We start from the raw sequence: 279 nt of genomic DNA, 5'->3' as shown, positions 1-279 counted from the left end.
TCTTGTATGCCGCTCGTCGATTCATCAAAGCTTAAAGGCTGTTGATTAATGTCATCCATGCTCATGCCGTGAATCTCGAGGATCTGTTCAGCATTTACATATGTACCTGATCCTGGAGCTCCAACAGATACCGATTTGCCGGCAAGGTCTTCGACACTCTCAATGCCTGAATCGGCAGTGGTGACAATTTGAATGGTTTCCGGGTATAGCGAGCCGAGCGCAAGCACATTGTCAACAGGCTCCCCTTCAAAAGAATTGACGCCTTCAACCGCATTGGAC

1 protein-coding gene is annotated in these 279 nt (G+C 48.4%); it reads right to left on the bottom strand.

Annotation, left to right across the window (positions count from 1 at the left end; translation table 11 throughout):
- Positions 1-279: TAXI family TRAP transporter solute-binding subunit (locus CHH91_RS18455; RefSeq protein WP_141234214.1), on the bottom strand; the 279-nt coding region annotated here is incomplete at both ends.

It is taken from the genome of Virgibacillus sp. 7505 (genome assembly GCF_002272135.1).
GTDB lineage: Bacteria > Bacillota > Bacilli > Bacillales > Amphibacillaceae > Terribacillus.
This window is presented reverse-complemented; position numbering and strand designations above follow the sequence as displayed.